General features: G+C 59.5%; 11 protein-coding genes and 1 riboswitch. Of the genes, 6 read left to right on the top strand and 5 right to left on the bottom strand.

Translation table 11 applies throughout. The annotated features are described in order from the left end of the window. Nucleotides 1-38 precede the first annotated feature (38 nt). Entirely contained in the window at nucleotides 39-458 is a 420-nt protein-coding gene (locus ASU33_RS06655) for a lipocalin family protein (protein WP_149867082.1), read from the bottom strand. A 193-nt stretch (nucleotides 459-651) separates the two neighbouring features. Here ASU33_RS06655 and ASU33_RS06650 point away from each other — a divergent pair, with 193 nt between their 5' ends. The 4 genes from ASU33_RS06650 (at nucleotide 652) to ASU33_RS06635 (ending at nucleotide 5,579) form a co-directional block, all read left to right on the top strand. Then, nucleotides 652-960 (top strand): LysM peptidoglycan-binding domain-containing protein, encoded by a 309-nt coding sequence (locus ASU33_RS06650; protein WP_059069493.1) that lies wholly within the window; start codon nucleotides 652-654, stop codon nucleotides 958-960. Nucleotides 961-1,199: 239 nt separating this feature from the next. After that, a riboswitch (SAM riboswitch) is annotated at nucleotides 1,200-1,310 on the top strand. 378 nt (nucleotides 1,311-1,688) lie between these two features. Continuing rightward, complete coding sequence (locus ASU33_RS06645; RefSeq protein WP_059069491.1) at nucleotides 1,689-3,074, top strand: O-acetylhomoserine aminocarboxypropyltransferase/cysteine synthase family protein; 1,386 nt, start codon at nucleotides 1,689-1,691, stop codon at nucleotides 3,072-3,074. A gap of 233 nt (nucleotides 3,075-3,307) precedes the next feature. Next, nucleotides 3,308-4,342 (top strand): homoserine O-acetyltransferase MetX, encoded by a 1,035-nt coding sequence (metX, locus tag ASU33_RS06640; protein WP_059069489.1) that lies wholly within the window; start codon nucleotides 3,308-3,310, stop codon nucleotides 4,340-4,342. Next, complete coding sequence (locus ASU33_RS06635) at nucleotides 4,320-5,579, top strand: homoserine dehydrogenase (protein WP_059069487.1); 1,260 nt, start codon at nucleotides 4,320-4,322, stop codon at nucleotides 5,577-5,579. Before metX ends, ASU33_RS06635 begins: the two co-directional genes overlap by 23 nt. A gap of 36 nt (nucleotides 5,580-5,615) precedes the next feature. Here ASU33_RS06635 and ASU33_RS06630 read toward each other — a convergent pair whose 3' ends face one another. Then, entirely contained in the window at nucleotides 5,616-6,839 is a 1,224-nt protein-coding gene (locus tag ASU33_RS06630) for an alpha/beta hydrolase (RefSeq protein WP_059069485.1), read from the bottom strand. A gap of 96 nt (nucleotides 6,840-6,935) precedes the next feature. On the opposite strand from ASU33_RS06630, the gene ASU33_RS06625 reads away from it, so the two are divergent. Beyond that, nucleotides 6,936-7,850 carry a S66 peptidase family protein gene (locus ASU33_RS06625; protein ID WP_059069482.1) on the top strand — a complete coding sequence of 305 codons (915 nt, stop codon included), beginning with the start codon at nucleotides 6,936-6,938 and terminating at the stop codon, nucleotides 7,848-7,850. Nucleotides 7,851-7,936: 86 nt separating this feature from the next. Here the strand turns inward: ASU33_RS06625 and ASU33_RS06620 are convergent, their stop codons facing one another. From ASU33_RS06620 to ASU33_RS06610, 3 genes are all read right to left on the bottom strand, one after another. After that, nucleotides 7,937-8,974, bottom strand: coding sequence for a M28 family peptidase (locus ASU33_RS06620; RefSeq protein WP_059069480.1), 1,038 nt, complete (start codon nucleotides 8,972-8,974; stop codon nucleotides 7,937-7,939). Nucleotides 8,975-9,126: 152 nt separating this feature from the next. Beyond that, nucleotides 9,127-10,629, bottom strand: coding sequence for a cysteine--tRNA ligase (gene cysS / locus ASU33_RS06615; protein WP_059069478.1), 1,503 nt, complete (start codon nucleotides 10,627-10,629; stop codon nucleotides 9,127-9,129). Between the two features lie 55 nt (nucleotides 10,630-10,684). Next, nucleotides 10,685-11,836 carry an endonuclease/exonuclease/phosphatase family protein gene (locus tag ASU33_RS06610; protein WP_160328143.1) on the bottom strand — a complete coding sequence of 384 codons (1,152 nt, stop codon included), beginning with the start codon at nucleotides 11,834-11,836 and terminating at the stop codon, nucleotides 10,685-10,687. Nucleotides 11,837-11,989: 153 nt separating this feature from the next. Here ASU33_RS06610 and ASU33_RS06605 point away from each other — a divergent pair, with 153 nt between their 5' ends. Beyond that, a complete protein-coding gene (locus ASU33_RS06605; protein ID WP_059069474.1) occupies nucleotides 11,990-15,448 on the top strand; it encodes a DUF7948 domain-containing protein in 3,459 nt (1,152 codons plus the stop codon). The last annotated feature ends 10 nt before the right edge of the window (nucleotides 15,449-15,458 follow it).

Genomic DNA, 15,458 nt, shown 5'->3' with positions numbered 1-15,458 from the left:
GGGCTTTCTTTTCATCAGCGAGCTGTACCATCTAGGTACTACTCCGCTTCCAGCTGCAACTCGGCGCCATCGGTGCTGCGTAGCGTTAGGCGGTCGTCGGTAAGCGTAGCCACATCGAAAGTATTTGACATGTTCCCATTGTCGGGCGTCATGGTAATTTTCTTGTTGGCCTGGTCGAAGGTGTACTTACCGTTGATGGACTGCGTTGGCGAAGTCATTACGTACTGCCCGTTGGCAAAAAAGCGGATTTCTTCCTGCTTTTGCTCGGCAGTTTGCTTCACTTTGTCGCCGGTGGCGTCTTCTTCGCGGCGGGTTTTCCAAATTTTGCTTTCGGTGCCGTAGAGCATGTTTTGCCCCTCTACTTTTCCTTCTTTGCTGCCGCAGGCGTACATAACCAGCGTAAACATCAGCAATAAGGAGCCTAGGTAGTGGAGCGGTGTGTTAAATGCGCGTGTCATAGGATGTCTGGAATGGGTTGGAACAGGGGTTCGGAATGCAACGCGGCAGGCTGCGCCGTTTCTTACGCGACCAGCCGCAAAGGGTTAAGCATGCAACCCGCTGCCCTTGGCTCCGTACAGCTTACTCGAGCTAACCGCCTCTGAGTAAGCGGCTATAGCTCTGTTCGCACCTACTTACCAAGACCACACAACCATGGGACTATTTGATTTCCTCAGCGATAAGGGCGAGAAGAAACCCGTACAACCCACCCAGCCGCCTAAGCCCGCTGGCGGTGCTACCGATTTCTTCGGCAACCAACAGCAACCACAACAAGCTCAACCGGCCGCTGCGCAAGGCGAAACCTACACCGTAGTAAGTGGCGATTCGTTGTCAAAAATTGCCAAGAAGCACTACGGCGACGCCTCCAAGTGGCACCAGATTTACGACGCTAATAAGTCGACCATTGGCAATAACCCCGACCACATTGAGGTGGGCCAAACACTGAAACTGCCCAAGTTGTAAGCTTTGCTCACGCTTGAATTGTCAACGCCTAGGTCCGAGCCCTAGGCGTTTTTTTGTGCTTATCGCAAAGCCTAATCGAAATTCATGTATTTGTAAATCAACACGCTAATTCATAGTAACAGTATACCGATTACCAAGAACTAGCTGGTCGAAAAAAACTTTTCTCTGGATTTGCGTTTAATGCAACCGGTACTACCTTTGTGCCAGCCTGGCTTACGGCCCGGCGTTTTTTGAAGCATGGTTTATTCCGAAGCGGCGAGAGAACAGGCTCGATGACCCGCTGGCAACCACCAGCAACGCACAAGCTGGCAGGTGCCAAGTCCTGCCCCCACCGAGGGGACAAATAAATAGCGTGCTATGGATACCTACCCGCACCCCTACAACACTTCTTCGCAGTTCCGCGCTACCGCGGCGCCCGCTACAATTATGCTTGTAGCCGCTCGCCCCGCTACCGCGATGGTAATGCAGCCGCAGGCCATGCGCGCTGCCGAAACGGCGTGTTGTTGCTGTTGTTGGTAGTTAGCCCCGCGGGCGCTTAAAGCCTGCCCCTACCCTTCTCATTTCACTTTCTGGCCGCTCGGCTACTCGGCGGCACGTGGCTTCGTCGCACCCTAGGGTTTCACTTGGGCTGCTACGGGCTACCACTTCGGCACACGCGGCTTTGGGCTTGCTGTGGCCGGTTTTCCACATCGCTTTCGCAATCCACAACCCTCTTTCTCAGCCTCATCATGTCCCAGCAAAACCTGCACTTCGAGACCCTGCAACTCCACGCCGGCCAGCAACCCGACCCTACCACGGGTGCCCGCGCAGTACCGCTGTTCCAAACTACATCCTACGTATTCAAGAATGCTGAACACGGCGCTAACCTCTTTGCGCTGAAAGAGTTCGGCAACATTTACACCCGCCTGATGAACCCCACTACCGACGTGTTCGAGCAGCGGGTGGCAGCGCTCGAAGGCGGGGTAGCAGCGTTGGCAACGGCTTCGGGACAGGCGGCACAGTTCATTGCTCTGAACAATATCCTGCAAGCCGGCGACAACTTCGTGTCAACTTCGTTTCTGTACGGCGGCACGTACAATCAATTCAAGGTTGCGTTCAAGCGCCTAGGTATTGAGGTGCGCTTTGCCGACGGGGACAACCCCGAGAGCTTTGAGCGGCTAATCGACGAGAATACCAAGGCCCTGTACCTCGAAACCATCGGCAACCCGGGCTTCAATATTCCGGATTTCGAAGCCATTGCGGCCATTGCCAACAAGCACGACATCCCACTGATTGTGGATAACACCTTCGGGGCCGGTGGCTACCTGTTCCGCCCCTTGGAGCACGGTGCGCACATTGTGGTGCAATCGGCTACGAAGTGGATTGGCGGCCACGGCACCTCCATTGGCGGTGTAATTGTGGATGGCGGCAAGTACGACTTCGGCAACGGCAAATTTCCGCAGTTTACCGAACCGAGCGAAGGCTACCATGGCTTAGTATTCAATAACGTATTTGGCAAAAATGGTCCCTTCGGCAACATTGCTTTCATCATCCGGGCCCGCGTAGAAGGCCTGCGCGACTTCGGTCCGTCGCAGAGCCCTTTTAACGCCTGGCAGCTGCTCATTGGCCTCGAAACGCTGAGCCTGCGCGTAGACCGCACCGTGGAAAACGCCCAAAAAATTGCCGAATGGCTGGAGCAGCACCCGCAGGTAGAGGCCGTGAACTACCCCGGCCTGAAGAGCAGCCCCTACCATCAGCTGGCCACCAAGTACCTCAAGCGAGGTTTTGGCGGCGTGCTCACCTTCGCCATCAAAGGCTCGAAGGATACGGCTACCCAGTTCATCGACAACCTGCAGCTGATTAGCCACCTGGCCAACGTGGGCGACGCCAAAACGCTCATCATTCAGCCCTCGGCCACCACGCACCAGCAGCTTTCCGACGAGGAGCAGCGCGCCGCCGGCGTAACGCCCACGCTGCTGCGCCTGTCGCTGGGCATCGAGCACATCGACGACATCAAGGCCGATTTGCAGCGCGCTTTCGACGCTGTGCAAAATGCGGCCCCAACAACTACTGACGAGGAAAACGCTATCCTCACCGAACAACAAGCCGAGCACCCCGCTACGCTGGAAGTATAAAAGGGAGGGAAAACTTGGAAGCCCATCCACTGCCATGGTACGGGGCTTCCCTTCCAGCGTCGGGACCTAGGCGAAGCGCTTCGGGAGAAAGCGCTTCGCCGCCGCTTCGGCTCCTTTGCTTTCCGGCCCCCTTTATCTGCTCGAGGGGGCCGGGAGCAAAGAATGTCTTACCGCCGCAGCCAGTAGCTGCGGTGTTTTACCACTCCTTTCAGCTTTACCCGAAAGGACCTGCTATGAGCGAACAACAAACGCTAACCTTGGTCCAACCGCTGCCGCTGGAGTGCGGAGGCGAGCTGGCCGGCGTACAAATTGCCTACCACAGCTACGGCACCCTCAACTCCGCGCGCGACAACGTGCTGTGGGTGTGCCACGCCCTCACGGCCAACGCCGATGTAGAAAGCTGGTGGCCCGGCTTGGTAGGCCCTAGCCATTACTACGACCCTGCCGAGTGGTTTATCGTGTGTGCCAACGTGCTGGGCTCGTGCTACGGCACTACCGGCCCCATTTCGCCGGTGCCGCCGCACAATCGGCCGCTGTACCAAGCTTTTCCGCGCCTCACGGTGCGCGACTTGGTTGCCGCGCACGAGCAACTGCGTCAGCACCTAGGCATCGAGAAAATTCATACCGTTATCGGCGGCTCCCTGGGTGGGCAGCAGGCGTTGGAGTGGACCATTGCGCAACCCAAGCTGTTCGACTACCTGGTACTGTTGGCTACCAACGCGCGGCACTCGCCCTGGGGCATTGCCTTCAACGAGGCACAGCGCTTGGCCATTCAGGCCGATTGCACCTACCAGGGCGGCGGGCTCGAGGGCGGCGTAGCGGGTTTGCGGGCTGCCCGGGCCATTGCCCTGCTCAGCTACCGCAGCTACGACGCCTACGGCCGCACCCAAGCCGAGCCCGACCACGACACCCTGCCGGCTTTTTACCGGGCCAGCTCTTATCAGCAATACCAAGGCGACAAGCTCACGGCGCGTTTCAACGCCTACAGCTACGTCACGCTGTCGCACATTATGGATTCGCACAACGTAGGGCGCGGGCGCGGTGGCTTGGAGGCCGCGTTGGCGCAGGTGCAAGCGCGCACGCTGGTGCTGGGCATCTCATCCGATGTGCTGTTTCCGCCGGCCGAGCAGCAGTTCATCGCCCGCCACATACCCGGTGCCATGTACGCCGAAATGGATTCGCCCTACGGCCACGACGGTTTCCTGATCGAAACCGCGCAAATCACGCATTTCCTCGAACGATTCTATGTCCAAACCTTCGTCCACTAACCCCCGCACCCGCATTGGGCTCATTGGTTTCGGCTGTGTTGGGCAGGGCCTGTTCGACATTTTGGAGCGCCAACCCGAGAGCGGCTTCGAGGTAAAGCGCATTGCCGTAAAGAACCCCACTAAGCTGCGCCCTTTGCCGGCCAACCGGTTCGAGTTTCGGGCCGATGAGCTGCTGCACGACGCGGAGCTCGACATTCTGGTAGAAGTTATCGACGACGCAGCCGAAGCGTTTCGGTTGGTGAGCCTCGCCCTGCGCCAAGGCCGCCGCGTGGTTACGGCCAACAAAGCCATGGTGGCGCGGCACTTGCCCGAGCTGCTGCAGCTGCAGCGCGAGTTTGGCGGCACGCTGCTCTACGAAGCCGCCGTATGCGGCAGCATCCCGGTTATTCGCACCCTCGACAGCTACTTCGGCCAGGAGCCACTGCGCTCGGTAAGCGGCATCTTCAACGGCTCCTCCAACTACGTGCTCACACGCATGAGCGAAGGCGGCTCCGACTACGCAGAAGCCTTAGCCGAAGCCCAAGCGCAAGGCTTCGCCGAAACCGACCCCACCCTCGATATGGCCGCTTTCGACCCTAGGTCAAAAGCCGTGATATTGGCTGCCCACGCCTACGGCCTGCTGCTGAACCCCGACGACGTACTGAACCTAGGCATCGAAAACATCTCGCCGGCCGACATTCGCTACGCCGCCGAGCGCGGGCAAAAGATTAAGGTAGTAGCCAGTCTGCAGCCCCTGTCCGGCGGTGGCGCTACCGTGTTCGTAACGCCGCAGCTGGTTCCGGCCGATTCGCCGTTGTATGACGTGGAGCGCGAGTTCAATGGCGTGGTGGTTGAGGCCGAGTTTGCGGGACAGCACTTTTGGCGCGGCCGCGGCGCCGGCGGCCACCCCACCGGCTCGGCTGTGCTAGCCGACCTAGTGGCCCTGCGCAACGGCTTCCGCTATCAATACGATAAGCTAAGCGGCGCCACCGTCGCGGAAGCACCAGAGTTGGAGCTGGAAGTATACCTGCGTAACGCTCCCGAGGGGCTGCAGCATGCCCTAGGTGTTACCAACGAATCAGGCGAAATCATTGTGGCTGCAGCCCCGGAAGGCGTCCTAGGTTATATCAGCCTGAATAAGCTGCACAAGCACCGCGACGCGTTACGAGCCGCCGCCACTTTCGTAGCCCAAACAGGTAAAACCAGGCAAGCCGTTGCTCAGCCAACCCAATTAGCTACCGAGCTTGTAGCTGAATAAACCAAACGGGCCGCCCTCTAGGCGGCCCGTTTGGTTTTACTGCAGAATAATAGTTCGACCCTGCAGCCCTTCGCCGCTGAGGTAATAAGTGCCCTCGGGCAGGTTGTCGCGCGGAATAAGCATCCGGGGCTTATCCCACAGAAAGCGTCGAACCACGCGGCCTTTCGCATCGAGCAGCTCCACTTGCCGCGGCCGGAATGGCTGCTGGCCCGTTGCCTCCAACACAATAAGCTGCTGCGCCGGCACGGGGTACACCTGCAATTCGCTTACCAGATTATTGCTCTGCGCCGCGCTCAGCACCGTACCCGGCTGGCGCAGCAATGGCCGCAGAAACGCCCGCACAGTTTGGTAAGTAGTATCGAAGTACGCTACACTGCTGGGGCTACTGCCGTTGTAGGGCACGTGCGGCGCGTTGCGCAAGGTGCGCAGCACGTTCGGAATACCTAGGGCATCGGCTTGGGGCTTTATAGCGCCGCTGCCAAACAGCCGCGGCGAGGCGGCAAAACCCCAGGCCTTGCCTACGCCGTAGGGCACCACCGCATCGGCGGTGCCGTGCACGCTGCACAGCGGCACGTTGCCGGGCTCCAGCCAGCTTAGGCTGCCTAGGGCGCCGCTCAAATTGATAACGCCGGCCACTCGGCTGCTGTAGCCGGGGTTGCCGCTGTTGCCCTCGAGGCCGCCTAACCGGTTGAGGTTGATGTACGACGGCACTTCGCTGGGCTTATCAAGGTAGCCAACCTGCAGCGCCATAAAACCACCCGCCGAGGAGCCAGCGGCAAAAATGTAGTTGGGGTGTACGCGGTACTGGCGCACGGTGGCGGCATCGCGCCGGAAGAATCGGATGACGGCCCGCATATCCTGCGTGGCGCGCACAGCGGCTTGGCCTACGTTCAGGCTATCGAGCGGAAAGAACCCAACGCGGTAATCGATGCTGGCGGCCACGTAGCCGAGCTGGGCCATGCGCGTGCATATAGCGTTCATAAATGCATCGTCGCAGTTGCCGGTGAGGAAAGCGCCTTCGTGCGCAAACACAATGAGCGGGCGCCGCCGCACGGTGTCGCCGGCGGGCTCGTAGAGGTTCAGGCGCAGTACCTGGGTGTTGCCGGTGAGGTCGGGCGCCGAGCCGTACTCCACGCCGCGCGTAACGGTTACCTGCTGAAAGCGCGGCTGCCAGTAACGGCCACCGGTGGTGTCAATCTGTGCGAAAGCAGGGCAGCAGCTCAGCAGCAACGCAACCCAAGCAAGCAGTAGCTGTTTCATGGCAAGCAACGTGAGCTTTAGCGTACGGCAATAAGCGGTATCGGTAGCATACTACCGCATTCTTCGGCGTAGGTTTGCAGCTCAGCTTTCCTTGCCATGCCAACTACGCCTCCTGCGCTCCACCCCCACGACCGGGTAGCCATTGTGTGCCCCGCCCGCAAAGTTTCGCACGATGAACTTGCCGCCGCCATTGCCGTGCTGCAGAGCTGGAACCTGGAGGTAGTGCTGGGCGAAACCGTGGCCGCCGAGCACCATCAGTTTGCCGGCTCCGATGAGGTGCGCATCCGCGACTTCCAACGACAGCTCGACGACCCCAGCATCCGGGCCATCCTGTGCGCCCGCGGCGGCTACGGCACCCCGCGCATCATCGACCACCTCGATTTTTCGCGCTTTGCCGAGCAGCCCAAGTGGATTGCCGGCTTCTCCGATATTACAACCCTCAACTGCCACCTCTTGGCCCTAGGTCACGAGAGCATTCATGGCGTGATGCCGCTGCTCTTCAACCAGCCTGGGGGCGAGCTAGCCCTCGAAAGCTTGCGCCGAGCTTTGTTTGGCGAGCCGGTAAGCTACGCGGCCCCCGCGCACGCGCTCAACCGCCTAGGTACTGCCGAGGGCGAGCTGATTGGGGGCAACCTCAGCCTGCTGCAAACCCTCAGCGGCACGCCCTCCGACTGCTCCACCGCCGGCCGCATTCTGTTTTTGGAGGATATCGACGAGTATCTCTACAACGTCGACCGCATGATGGTGCACCTCGACCGCTCGGGCAAGCTGCGCGACCTGGCCGGCTTGGTAGTCGGCCACTTCACCAACCCGCAGGACAATGCCATTCCGTTCGGCCAAACCAGCTACGAAATCATCGACACGTACGCCCGCAAGTACCAGTTTCCGGTGGCATACAACTTCCCCGTGGGCCACGAGCCCGAAAACATGGCGCTAATTTGCGGCCGCCGCGCCCGGCTTGTGGTTACCGAAGCCGGCACTCGATTGGAGTACGTTGCTGAATCGGCCTAGGTGCCCGCGTACCACCTCAACAAAAACAGCGGCGCCCGTTCAGATTGATGCTGAACGGGCGCCGCTGTTTTGTAGCTCTGCCAACGTTATTCCTGGTACAACGTCGTCAGCACCGTTTGGCCCACGGCTTTCAGCGTGCTGCGGTCGATGATGCTCATGTTGTCCTGCGTGGTGTGGTGGTACGGCGGAAAGTACTCCTCGCCGAAAGGAACATGGTCGATGATGTCGATGGTGCGCACGCCGGCCTGGTTCGTGAACACGTGGTCGTCGGTGATGCCGGGCGAGTCTTGTGCGATAAAGTAGTCGGAGTAACCTAGGCGGCCAGCTACGTTCCAGACCTTGCCGATAACCTCGTTGGCGTTCTGGCGCGAAATCTCCTCGCGCGAGAAACGGGCACCCTTCGCCCCTACCATATCGAGCAGAATGCCGTACTCGGCTTTGTAGTTGGCAGGCACTTTGTTTTTGGCCCAATACTGCGAACCTAGGCACCAGCTTTCAAGGCCTTGGCCTGCAAGCTTGTTTTCCTTGTTGCCTTGCGTGGAGGTGTCGTGGCCGTAATCTTCGGCATCGAATAAAATAATGTCCACGCCTACCGAGGGCTGCAGCGTATCAGGCTGCGCGGCTAGTTGGCGGGCAATTTCCATGGCTACGGCCACGCCCGAGGCACCGTCGTTGGCCCCATCAAACGGTACGTTGGGCGTTTGTTTGTCCTTATCGGCAAAAGGGCGGGTATCCCAGTGGGCAAACAGTGCCACCCGGCGCGCCGCCGTGGGGTTGAAGCGGGCAATGATGTTGCGGCTGCGCAGCATCACGCCATCGAAAGCCATGGTGGTAAAAGGCTGCTCCTGCACCTGCAGGCCCATCTTTTTAAACTCGCTGACAATCCAGTCGCCGGTTTGGGTATGAGCCTTGGAGTTGGGTACCCGCGGCCCGAAACTTACCTGCTTAGCCGTGTACTGGTAGGCCGAGTCGGCGCTGAATACCGGGGCCTTGCGCAGCGGCGGCTCGGCAGTGGTTTCGGTTTCGCTGGCAGCCGGCTTTTTGTCGGGGCACGCCGTGAGCAGCACCGTAGCAGCAAGCAGAGCAGCAGGGCGCCACAACAGGCGCAAGTAATTGCGGGTCATGTAGGAAAAGAGAGGTCAGGGGTAACAAAGAACGTCATGCTGAGCTTGCCGAAGCGCCTCTACCGCTTCGCCGGATAGTAGTTTCTATCGGACATCAGGGGTAGAGATGCTTCGGCAAGCTCAGCATGACGTTCGGATAAGCGCAAGCGACACTATTCTTCGTAGGCCCAATCAACGCCGGCTTTGGTGTCCTTCACCAGAATGCCTTGCTCCTTAAGCGCAGCCCGAATAACATCAACCTTGGCGTAGTCTTTGGCAGCTTTGGCCTCTTGGTAGAACTGCAGCGTTAAGCCCAACAGTTCCTCGGCGTTGGCGCGAGGCTCGTCGCGCAAGCCCAGGATATCCTGTACCAGCGTGCGGAACGCCTGCGTGGCTTCGCCTAGGGCAGCTTCGCCTACCTGGCCAAGCGTGGCCGGCTGGTTATAGAACCCGTTGAACTTGCGCAGTAAGTTGAACAAGGAGGCAATGCAACGCGCCGTGTTCAGGTCATCGTTCAGGCCAACGTAGCAATCGGCTACGAGCTTGCGCAGCTCGGTATCGGCTTTCTCGGTGTCGGTGGCGCGCTCGGTGCCTTCGGGTAGGGTGAGGCGTTCGATCTGGCGCAGGCCGTTCATCAGCTTGCGGTAACCTTTGCGGGCTGCCTGCAGGCCTTCGTCCGAAATATCAACGGTGCTGCGGTAATGCGCCTGCAGCAGGAAGAAACGCACCACCATCGGCGAGTACGGCCCCGACAGCAGCGCGTGTTTACCGGCAAACAACTCCGAGATGGTGATGAAGTTGCCGAAAGACTTGCTCATCTTCTGGCCGTTCACCGTAATCATGTTGTTGTGCAGCCACACGCGGGCCTCATCGGTGTGCGAGTGGCTGGCTTGGCTTTGCGCTATTTCGCATTCGTGGTGCGGAAACATCAAGTCCAAACCACCGCCGTGGATATCCGACACCTGCCCTAGGTACTTCCGGCTCATGGCCGAGCATTCAAGGTGCCAGCCAGGGAAGCCTTCGCCCCACGGCGAGGGCCAGCGCATGAGGTGGCGCTCGTCGGCGCGCTTCCAGAGGGCAAAATCGAGGGGGCTACGTTTCTCGTCCTGGCCGGCGAGGTTTTCGCGCGAGCCCGAAAGCAGCTCCTCGGGCACACGGCCCGAGAGCTTTCCGTAGTTGTTGCCGGAGTTGTTGTATTTGGGCACATCGAAGTACACCGAGCCGTTCGCCTCGTAGGCAAAGCCGTTGGCCAAAATTTCTTCGATCAGCTGAATTTGCTCGATGATGTGGCCCGTGGCCAGCGGCTCGATATCGGGTGGCAAGCAGCCGAGGGCATCCATGTGGCGGCGGTAGCGGTTGGCGTACTCCTGCGCCACCTGCATGGGCTCTACCTGCTGGGCGCGGGCCCGCTTGCTGATTTTATCTTCGCCCTCGTCGGCGTCGCCTTCGAGGTGGCCCACATCGGTGATGTTGCGCACGTAGCGCACGGTGTAGCCTAGGTTGCGCAGGTAGCGCGTCAGCACATCAAACACCACTGGGCCGCGGGCGTTGCCCACGTGCGCTTCGCTGTACACCGTAGGGCCACACAAGTACACCCCCACGAAGGGCGAGTGCAGGGGTACGAACGGTTCTTTGCGGCGCGTGAGCGTGTTGTGAAGCGACAGTGGGTGTTGCATGGGGCGAAATTAGCGAAAGGCGGGCGGAGTGAATAAGCAAAGCACCTAGGTGTTGCTACTCCGCGGCGGCGGTCTGCGACTTGGCCGGGCGGAGCTGATACGTGGCCTCCAGGGGAAAGTGGTCGGAATACGGAATGTCGCGGCGCACTTGGCAGCTCAGCACTTGCCATTGCGGGCTGGCAAACTGGTTATCGATGCGCAGAAAAGGCAGCTTGCCGTTGTAGCTGGCACCCAAACCCAGGCCCACGGTAGCCCATGCATTTTGCAGGTGGTCGGCCAGCTGGTCGTAGGTGTAGCTATAGGGCAAATCGTTGAGGTCGCCGCACAGCAGCACGGGGTAGCGGCTGGCTTCGATGCGCCGCACCAGGGTATCCACCTGCACGCTCCGCTTCACCATGCCCCGCTTCAGGCGCCGTAGCAAACCCAGTCCTTTGGCTTTCAGTCCGGCTTTGCTCGAGTAGCTATCTACGATGTCCTGCTCATCCATGCTCATGCTTTGCAGGTGCGCATTAAACACGCGCACGGTGTCGCCTTGCGGCAACCGCAAATCGGCCCACATAGCATGGTTTTGGGTGAGCTTGCCAAAGTTGATGACCCCGCGCCGCACGATTGGAAAGCGCGAGAAAATGGCCATGCCGAATTTGGCCCCGATGCTGTTGGTGAGCGTTGTCGAAACAAAACTTTCCCGGCCACTGAGCTTGCCAATTTTGCGCTCGGTATTGAACACAACCCCATCGGCCGAGGGCCTAGGTTCGGTGTAATACTCCTGCAGGCACAGCACATCGGCGGGGTGCTCGGCCAACCAGCTGATCATGGTTTTGGAGGAGTGCAGGTCGGGATCGCGCAGTTGCGGGTACACATTAAAAATGCGCACGTTGGCACTTAGCAGGCGCAGTGTAGCCGGCGCTTCGGCATCGTTGCCGAAGGGGTACAGAGCTAAACCACGCATCAGGTGAGGCCAGGTAAGCAGCAATACTGCCAGCGGCAGTAGGGCCACCGGCCAGCGGCGCATCAGCCAATACACCAGCATGGCGGCATTGAGCACCAGAGCTGCTGGCAACGACAGCGCAATAAAAGCTGCGGGCCAAAACAACCTAGGGGGTACTTGTGTGCCTCCTATGGCTATCAGCAGCCACGCAAAAACCAGTAAGGTGAACTTGAAAGCTAATGAACGACGCACCGATACCAACCAAGCTTGGATCCGCAAACCTACAATGCAATTTGGCGGCTACCACATCAATAAGTGATATGCACAATAAGGCCGCCGCTTCGTCGTACCTTCATGTCGATATTTTAGTTGCCTAGTTGCCCCTCTATGCTTCTTTCTACCCTTTATCGGGCCAGTTTAGCCTTGGGCTGTATGCTGCTGCCCCTCACTATGCTAGCCTCTGCGCCGCCCGAGCGCAGCCTCGAGTTCATCGAAAACAAAGGCCAGTGGGATGCACGCGCCCGGTACGCGGCTCCGCTGCCGGCCGGTGGCCGCATGTTTGTTGAGCCGGGTGGGCTTACTTACTCGCTTTTCGACCCTACCGCTTTCCAGCACGGCCATAGCCCCGAAGCGGGCAAGAGCGCTGCACTGCCTCCGCAGCAAGACGCGAAGATTAAAGCACATGCCTACCGCATGCGCTTTGTCGATGCCCGGAAGAACACTAAGCTCGAGCCTATTGAGGCAACGAAGGAGGTGCGCAATTACCTCCTAGGTGCCGACGCGAAGAAATGGGCCAGTAACGTGGGCAGCTACCGCGAACTGCGCTACCGCGGGCTGTGGAACGGCATTGATGCGCACCTGTACGAAAACAAGCAAAGCCTGTTTGAGTACGACTTCGAGCTGCAGCCCAAAGCCGACCCGAATGTAATTAAGCTGCGCTACGAAGGGGCTGATGCCATTCGGCTGCGAGCCGACGGAGCGCTGGAAATAAAAACCTCGGTAGGTACGGTGACGGAGCTGGTGCCGCGGGCGTGGCAGCTGGGGGCGGGCGGGGAGCGGCAACCGGTGAGTTGCCGCTACGTGCTGCGGGGCCAAGAGGTGAGCTTCGCGCTGGGCCGCTACGACCGCGCCCGGCCCTTGCTCATCGACCCCACCGTGGTCTTCTCCACCTTCACCGGCGCCTCCGCCGACAACTGGGGCTTCACGGCCACCTACGACCAGCAGGGAAACATGTACTCCGGCGGCATCGCCGATGGATCGGGCTACCCGGTTTCTACGGGTGCTTACGACACCAGCTTTGGCGGCGTGTGGGATATTGCCATCATCAAGTACAACACGGCTACTACGGGGGCGGCCTCCCGCGTGTGGGCCACCTACCTAGGCGGCAGCGCCATGGAAGCGCCACACAGTATGGTGGTAAATAGTCGCGGCGAACTGATCGTTTTGGGCTCCACCTCGTCAAGCAACTATCCTACAACTAGCAGCGCCTACGACCGCAGCTTTGCCGGCGGGCGCAACTTTTCGGCCAACGGACTGCCGTACGCCAACGGGGTTGATATTGTAGTAACGCGTTTGAATGCCGCGGGTTCGGGCTTGCTTGGCTCGACGTACGTTGGCGGCAGCAGCAACGATGGCGTGCTGGAATCTATCACGCTGGCTAATAACTACGGCGACCAGTTCCGGGGCGACGTAATCGTTGACGCCAACGACAACGTCTACTTCGCCTCAAGCACCAGTAGCGCCTCAAATAGTGCTGGTTCAAACAACTTCCCGGTGGTGCGCGGATTCCGCAACAGTTATCAGGGCGGTTCTTCCGATGCCGTAGTGTGCAAGCTCACACCCGATCTTTCTGACCTCGTGTGGAGTACTTTTCTGGGTGGCGCCAACAGCGACGCAGCTTACTCCATTCAGCTGAATGCGGCCGGTGAAGTGTACGTATCGGGCGGTACGAACAGCGACAACATCGGCAACGCCAACGGCGCATATTTTCCCACGCGCCGCGGCGATATTGACGGGTTTATAGCTCGCATCAGCACAACAGGTAATCAGCCCACCCTGGAGCGGCTTACGTACCTAGGTACCACGGCCTACGATCAGGCCTACTTTATTCAGCTCGACGACCAGGGCGGTGTGTACGCCCTAGGACAAACGCGCGGTTCGGTACCCGTAACAACCGGGGTGTACAGCATTGCCAACGGCAAGCAGTTTATCCAAAAGCTCTCCGCCGACCTGTCGACGCTGCTCATCAGTACCACCTTTGGCTCGGGCCGGTCGGCCCCCGATCTTTCGCCTACTGCCTTCTTGGTAGACCAGTGCGAACGGATTTACGTGTGCGGCTGGGGCGGTACCAACAACGTGGGCAACGGCAACGTGGCAGGCCTCATTACCACCGCCAACGCCATGCAGCGCACGTCCGATGGCAACGACTTCTACCTGATTCAGTTTGCGCCCTATGCAACGGCTGTGGAATATGCTACCTACTTTGGCGGAACCGAGGGACGGGGTGAACACGTAGACGGCGGCACGTCGCGCTTTGACCGGCGTGGTTTTGTGTACCAAGCGGTTTGTGGCGGTTGCGGCGGTAGTTCTTCTTTTCCGGTGCCGCCAGGAGCAGGCACCTACTCCAACCGTAACAACTCCGGCAACTGCAACAACGCCGCCTTCAAAATTGACTTCGGTATTAACGCAGCGGTAGCAGGCCCGAACCAGAACATCTGCATCGATGCGGCCCCACTGCGCCTAGGTGGCCAGCCAAGCGGTGGCACCTGGTCGGGCACGGGAGTATCGGGTTCGGTGGCTGCTGGCTATACGTTTACGCCCTCAGTAGCCCAAGCCGGCACACACAAACTTACCTACTCGGTGGCCAGCACCGGCACCTGCGTTACTACCAGCACGCTCGACATGACGGTGGTGCCGATCAGCACCATCAACTTCAGCCCCCTTGCTCCGGCCTGCGTTAATGGCAATACAGTGCAGCTTACCGCTACACCGGCCGGTGGCACGTTCTCGGGCCCTGGCGTAGCAGGCACCACGTTCTCGCCGGCTGTTGCAGGCACGGGTACTCACACCATTACGTATACCCTGCCTTCGCCCATGTGCGGTAGCACTACGCAGCGGGTGGTGGTAAGCCCTAACCCGCAGGTAGTAGCCGGCACCGACACGGCGTTGTGCAGTTTTCAGCGCACTCCTTATATGCTGAAGGGTGCTTCGCCAGCTGGCGGCACCTGGAGTGGGCCAGGCTGCACACCCCAAGGCCTATTCACACCGCCAGCTGGCGTGTACGGCCCCATTATGCTCACGTATAGCTACACCAATAGCGAAGGTTGTACCCAAACGGCTCAGCGTCGGGTAATGCTCGTGCCCGAAAACCGCTCCAACCTTCCGCTGCAACTCCCGGAATGCCCGCTTACACCACGCCAAAGCGAAGGCATGCCGGCGTATACCTGGCTGGCGCCTTTTACGCACGTGTTCAACCACGATATGCTTTTCGCCAGCAGTTACAGCTGGGATTTTGGCGACGGCACCACCAGCAAGGATCAGTTTCCGACGCATACCTACGAGAAGCCCGGCACGTACCAGGTAAGCTTCACAGCGTACTACAACGGCAGCTGCGAGGCTAAAACTGTATTTGCGCCGGTGTACGTAGGCACTCCATTCATCCCGAACATCATCACGCCCAATGCCGACGGGCAAAACGACGTGTTTGAGCAACGCCTGAGCTGCCTGCCCGTGACGTTGAAAGTATTCTCGCGCTGGGGCAAAGAGGTGTATACTACCACCAATTACCAAAACAACTGGAACGGCGGCACCCTGCCCGATGGCGTGTACTACTACCAGCTTGTTGATACCGATGGCCGAAAAGCCAAGGGCTGGCTGGAAATCCGCAGGTAATAGCTGATGT

The organism is Solirubrum puertoriconensis, assembly GCF_001483135.1.
In the GTDB taxonomy this organism is placed as follows: Bacteria; Bacteroidota; Bacteroidia; order Cytophagales; family Hymenobacteraceae; genus Solirubrum; species Solirubrum puertoriconensis.
This window is presented reverse-complemented; position numbering and strand designations above follow the sequence as displayed.